This is a genomic window from Pedobacter sp. UBA5917, assembly GCF_002432345.1.
GTDB lineage: Bacteria > Bacteroidota > Bacteroidia > Sphingobacteriales > Sphingobacteriaceae > Pedobacter.
The window spans coordinates 1-6,033 of the sequence record NZ_DJDT01000144.1 but is presented as its reverse complement, the minus strand read 5'-3'; the positions used below and the strand labels follow the sequence as shown (position 1 = coordinate 6,033).

The window sequence follows — 6,033 nt, the reverse complement described above, 5'->3', positions numbered from 1 at the left end:
CGTCATGCTGAACTTGTTTCAGCGTCTTTCTAGCTAGGTATCCTTAAATTAAACCCAATCAATCCCTTTTTTAAGCAACTGAATAGTTTTATACTCTTCCGAACCTTCTTTAGGCTGAACATTATAACCCCAGTTGGCCTGCGGTGGCAAGCTCATTAAAATAGATTCGATACGGCCATTGGTTTCCAATCCGAATTTTGTTCCCGAATCGTAAACCAGGTTAAACTCTACATACCGGCTACGGCGTTGGTATTGCCATTCTTTATGCTCGGCTGTAAATTCTTTATCGCGGTTACGATCAATCAGCTCCGTATAAACCGGTAAAAATGTTTCGCCGATGTTGATGGAGAAATCCAGAATCTGCTCCCACGATAAATTGGTGTTTTCAGGTTTTAAACGATCGTAAAAAATACCGCCGATGCCGCGCGTTTCCTCACGGTGTTTGATGAAGAAATAATCGTCGGCATGCTTTTTAAATTTTGGGTAAAACTCAGCACTAAAATCGTCGCAGGCATTTTTTAATTTATGGTGAAAAAACCGGGCATCGTTCTCGAAAACATAATGCGGTGTTAAATCGATACCACCACCAAACCAGCGTGTTTCTTCATTGAGTTCGAAATAGCGGATATTCATATGGATAATCGGAACCAGAGGATGGTTTGGATGGATTACAATGGAAACACCGGTTGCAAAAAAATCATCTTCGGTTACATTAAAAGCTTTTTTTACTGCTTCTGGTAATTTACCATGTACCGCAGAAAAATTTACACCTCCTTTTTCAATAATGGCGCCATTTTGCATGATCCGTGTGCGGCCGCCTCCCCCACCGTTTCTTTCCCAAAGTTCCTCTTCGAATTTCCCTTTGCCATCGGCAATTTCCAGTCCACGGCAGATTTCATCCTGAATCTGCTTATATCGCTCTGCTACTTCTTCTTTAAACATGATGGCTTTTTCTATTTCCATACAAATTTAAGGCTATTAAAGCAGCTATGCTGATTTATATTGATATAGTACATTTTATTGACATTGCTTTTTAGTCTGGAGTCACCAGTCGGAAGTCCACAGTCTAACAATTTCTAATTTTCTAAATAATTGAGGTCTTTATTAAAACTTTCTTTCAGATAGGATACCGAAATCATGGCGATTACGGTTACAATTCCCATTACAATAAAACCGGCCGAAACAATGTTGTAACGGTGTACAAAAAATTCGAAAACAAATGTAATCGGGATTAAAGCACCACGCACAAAGTTTGGTGCAGTGGTAGTTACGGTTGACCTGATATTGGTCCCGAACTGCTCGGCAGCAATGGTTACAAACGTGGCCCAATAACCAACCGCAAAACCCATAAATAAACAGATAAGAATAAAAGTACTTTCGGTTAAACCAGTACTGGTTAAATAAACAATTACGGTAATAACCGATAAACTCTGAAAAATAAGCACGGTTTTTTTACGCGATTTTAAAACCTGTGCCAGAAAACCGCATACCACATCGCCAATTGCAATACCGAAATAGGTATACATAATGCCTGTACCGGCGTTCAATAAATCTTTTGCACCCAATGCTTTACCGATTTCGGGCGACTGGGTAACCAAAATACCTACAATAAACCAAAGCGGAAGCCCTAAGCATATACAGGCCAGGTATTTTAAAAACCGTTTCCGGTCAGAGAAAAGCATAAAGAAATTACCCTTAGATACCTCTTTACTTTGCTCGGCATGTTTAAACATACCTGATTCGAAAGTACCTACACGTAAAAGAAGCAACAACAATCCCATGCCACCACCAACAAAATAAGAAGTTTGCCAGGTAAAATGTTTACCGATTGTGGCTGCAGCTGCTGCGCCCAATAAACCAATGCCGGCCACCACCATAGTGCCATAACCACGTTTTTCTTTATCCATGGTTTCGGTAACCAACGTAATCCCTGCTCCCAGCTCTCCTGCCAAACCAATACCTGCTATAAACCTGATAATGGCATAAGTGTGTACATCGGTAGCGAAACCATTGGCTATATTGGCTAAGGAATACATTAAAATTGATCCGAAAAGCACCTTGATCCGGCCAAATTTATCACCTATAATGCCCCATAGTAGTCCTCCGAGCAATAAACCGAACATCTGCATATTGATTACATACTCCCCTTCGGTACGCATGTGTTCTGCAGAAACACCGATTTCGGTAAAACTTTTTACCCTTACAACGGAAAATAAAACGAGATCGTAAATGTCGACGAAATAGCCAAGAGCAGCTACAATCACTAAGAAAATTACGCTACGGCTAGCTTTTGTTTGGTTGTCCATTTAATTATTTGGTTTAAACGCTGAAAGTACGCAATAACACAAATATTTAAAATAGATTTTAAAAATAAAAGCCACTCTGGTTTTTAGAGCGGCTTTTATGAACCTACATAGGTGGATTCTTTTTTGTCGTATCAGGCGGCATTTTGGTTGTGGTATCAGGCGCCTTTTTAGATGTTGTATCCATTGGTGCCGTTGTTGTCGAATCCGTCTTTGTACTGTCTGAAGAACCAGCCATATTTTTTGACGAATTGCATGCTGATGTGGCTATCATAAGAGAACCCGCGAAAGCAAGACTTAAGATTATTTTTTTCATAGTTTTTATTGTTATCTATCAAACTAACAACCTTATAATCATTTGGTTTTATTTTTTTTCTTCAAAGGTAATTATTTCAATCATACAAAACTGATTACTAATCCCTTACCAACAAAAAAGCACCTTATTGGTGATGAATTTTTAGCTTATTCAATAGCTCTGGCGACACATTTTCGGCATAAACACCATAACCATCTACCAAAACGCCCTTTAAATTGCCAACATTTGATGAAATGGCATAAACTACTGAGCTATCGGCTGGATCGGTCATACCTTCGAAACGGTAAACTTCCTCAATCTCAAATTCCTCCGGCATAAGAAAGAGATCGATCGATTTACACTCCAAACCATCTGGTGTTAAATTGAAATCCAGGTTGTAACCGCGACCGTCTAAATCTGTTAAAGCGTCGCTAACCGTATCGTAAACATGCATAACCTAATTTACGGAAATATTATAAAACAAGAGCCACAAAACTTTAAAAGGTGATAAAACTTTCTGATATTAGTAAATATGATTATTTCTCAAAACACCCTGAAATGGGTAATGCGCTTTTACCCACCTTTGTTTTTCCAGCGCATTTGGGTTCAGAAATTTGAAAATGAATTTAAAAGCTGCACGGTTAAACTGAGCAAGAGTTTCCTGAATAAAAATTATAACGGTTCCATTTTTGGGGGCACTATTTATGCTGCCACCGATCCATTTTATGCCCTATTGTTTGATCAGTTAATGCAGCGGCGCGGTTTTAAAGTACGCGTGTGGTTAAAAAGTGCTTCGATACAATACTTAAAACCCGGACGTTCTGCACTGTATTTCACGATAACTGTGACCGATGAGATGTTAGATGAGGCCGAACAGGCTTTAAAAACCGTTGGGAAGTTTGTAAAAGCCTACCCGATGGAGATTACCACAAAAAGCGGCGAACTTTGTGCCACCGTTATGAATGAAGTGTATATCCGAAACCTGCACCAAGGCGAAACACCCAGGGTTGCTTATTAATTTTTAGATTATGCCGAGTATTAAGAGTTTAATTTTGCAGGGCGAGGGTGTAATGCTCGATTTCAAGAAAACCATTACCAGTACCGAAAAAATTGCCAAAAGTTTGGTTGCTTTTGCCAACAATAAAGGTGGGAAACTGCTTATCGGCGTAGCTGATGATGGATCGATAAAGGGCGTAAAATCTGAGGAAGAAGAAAAATACATGATTTTAACATCTGCACACCAGTTCTGCAAACCGGCCATCGAACCTTATTTTGAAGAAATTTATGTAGATGATAAGCTGGTTTTGGTTGTAAATATCCCTGAAAGCGATACCAAACCACATTATGCACTCGATGACCAGAAAAAATGGTGGGCCTACATCCGGATTGATGATAAAAGTGTGCTGGCCAGCAAAATTATCATCGAAGTACTGAAACAGGAATATAAAAATGATGGGGTGCTCATCTCCTATTCGGAGAACGAAAAGAAACTCCTCGAATACCTCGAACAGAATGAAAAAATTACCTTAAAAGAATTCAGTAAACTGCTCCGGAGTTCATATCGCAAAGCACAAAAGGTATTGGTTAATTTAATTTTAACCAATGTAATTAAATCGCATACCAGCGAGAAGGAAGAATATTTTACAGCAGTAAGGTAAGTTCTTAGGAAGCCATCACCCTGTCCCGAACCTTCGGGATCAGTGTCTAAAGAACATATGTCTTCATAGCTGAGGAATCTATGTGTAGATTTCACCATTCAAAAAAGGAACTTATTCCGTGTAAATTCGTGTTTTCTGTGGCTAACAACCAAATATACATTTATTAAATCTGCGCTCTTTTCTGTGCGATCAGCGCAATCTGCGGGAAACAAAACGCATAGCGAAATGGATAGATCTATTACTTAAACTTAGTATAGATTTCTCCACTCCGTTAGATAGCTATTGGATCGAAATGACGGCCATTGGACATTAACTTTTCTACATCCCTATTTTTTGAGGTTTAAAAACCCGACCTTTGCAAACCTATGTTTTCTAAAATTTACACCAGATATAAGCCTTATTACAAAGAAAATCTCCATTTGGCACTACCAATTGTAGGCTCGCAGGTTGGGCATACGCTGGTACATATGGCCGATAGTATTATTGTGGGCCACTTTACCGATACCATTCAACTCGCGGCAGTTTCGCTTGTTAACAGTATTTTTATGCTCATTTTGGTAATCGGCCTGGGTATTTCTTACGGTTTAACACCGTTGATTGCGCAGGAGAACGGTCGCCAGAATTACGATGAATGCGGAAAACTCCTATCTAACAGTTTAATTATCAATATCTGTGTGGGTATATTTTTATATGTGCTGGTGCAATTGGGAATATTTTTTGTAATCGATCACCTCGAACAAACGCCAGACGTGGTGCGTTACGCTAAACCTTACCTTAATCTTTTATCGGTTTCCATTATTCCATTATTGGTTTTCCAGACTTTTAAGCAGTTTGCAGAAGGTTTGGGTTTTACCAAACAGGCCATGTTTGTTTCCATCTGGGGAAATGCACTTAACATCATCCTGGGGATCATTTTTGTAAAAGGAATGTTTGGTATCAAATCGATGGGCGTTAGCGGTGTAGGTTTAAGTACGTTGATCGATAGGATACTGATGGCTACCGTAATGTCGTTTTATGTATTGCGATCGCAGCATTTCAAAAAATACCTGATCAGCTTTAAAGCTACTTTCTTTGATAAATTAAGGGCCATTAAAATTGCAAAGATCGGAATGCCTGTTGCCATGCAATATTCTTTCGAAATCAGTGCTTTTAGTGGTGCAGCTGTATTAATTGGTACCATTGGTGCAGTAGAACAGGCAGCACATCAGATTGCAATAAGTTTGGCGGCCATGACTTACATGATTGCCAGTGGTGTGGCATCAGCAGCAACTATTAAAACAGGAAATAACTTCGGAAAAAAGAATTTCGATGATCTGCGAAAATCGGCCATTGCCAGCTACCATGTGATATTACTGTTTATGATGTGTACAGCGGTTATTTTTGTACTGGCGAACAACATTATGCCATTTATCTATACCGAAGATGCGGCTGTAATCCCAATTGCAGCACAATTATTAATTATTGCAGGTTTTTTTCAATTATTTGATGGTACCCAGGTGGTTGGATTAGGCGTTTTACGCGGCATGGGCGATGTAAATATCCCTACAATTATTACTTTTCTGGCTTACTGGGTAGTTGGTATCCCAATTGGATATTTACTCGGATTTCATTTGGGTTTGGGTGTTAACGGAATATGGTATGGCCTAACCCTCGGTTTGTTAACAGCCTCTATCCTATTATTTTTAAGATTCCAGAACAAAACGAGGGGTTTGAAAACTGATAGCCTTTAATTCGTCATCTCGACCGGAGTGTAGCGGAGTGGAGAGATCTATCTCGA

At 39.3% G+C, this 6,033-nt stretch carries 6 protein-coding genes; 3 read left to right on the top strand and 3 right to left on the bottom strand.

Annotated features, from left to right (window positions below; genetic code table 11):
• Positions 1-48: 48 nt before the first annotated feature.
• The 3 genes from hemF to B2V92_RS08650 form a co-directional block, all read right to left on the bottom strand.
• On the bottom strand, positions 49-963 hold the full coding sequence (gene hemF, locus B2V92_RS08660) for an oxygen-dependent coproporphyrinogen oxidase (protein WP_414691892.1): 915 nt from the start codon (positions 961-963) through the stop codon (positions 49-51).
• Between the two features lie 113 nt (positions 964-1,076).
• Positions 1,077-2,306: an MFS transporter gene (locus tag B2V92_RS08655; protein WP_293306907.1), complete on the bottom strand. Its 1,230-nt coding sequence runs from the start codon at positions 2,304-2,306 to the stop codon at positions 1,077-1,079.
• 437 nt (positions 2,307-2,743) lie between these two features.
• The gene (locus B2V92_RS08650) at positions 2,744-3,052 is read right to left on the bottom strand and encodes a phosphoribosylpyrophosphate synthetase (RefSeq protein WP_293306905.1); all 309 of its coding nucleotides are present in this window, start codon (positions 3,050-3,052) and stop codon (positions 2,744-2,746) included.
• A 78-nt stretch (positions 3,053-3,130) separates the two neighbouring features.
• Here B2V92_RS08650 and B2V92_RS08645 point away from each other — a divergent pair, with 78 nt between their 5' ends.
• The 3 genes from B2V92_RS08645 (at position 3,131) to B2V92_RS08635 (ending at position 5,986) form a co-directional block, all read left to right on the top strand.
• Positions 3,131-3,616, top strand: a complete 486-nt coding sequence (locus tag B2V92_RS08645; protein ID WP_293306903.1) for a DUF4442 domain-containing protein — start codon at positions 3,131-3,133, stop codon at positions 3,614-3,616.
• Between the two features lie 10 nt (positions 3,617-3,626).
• A complete protein-coding gene (locus B2V92_RS08640; RefSeq protein WP_293306901.1) occupies positions 3,627-4,256 on the top strand; it encodes a helix-turn-helix domain-containing protein in 630 nt (209 codons plus the stop codon).
• Positions 4,257-4,621: 365 nt separating this feature from the next.
• Positions 4,622-5,986, top strand: coding sequence for an MATE family efflux transporter (locus B2V92_RS08635; protein WP_293306899.1), 1,365 nt, complete (start codon positions 4,622-4,624; stop codon positions 5,984-5,986).
• Positions 5,987-6,033: the final 47 nt, after the last annotated feature.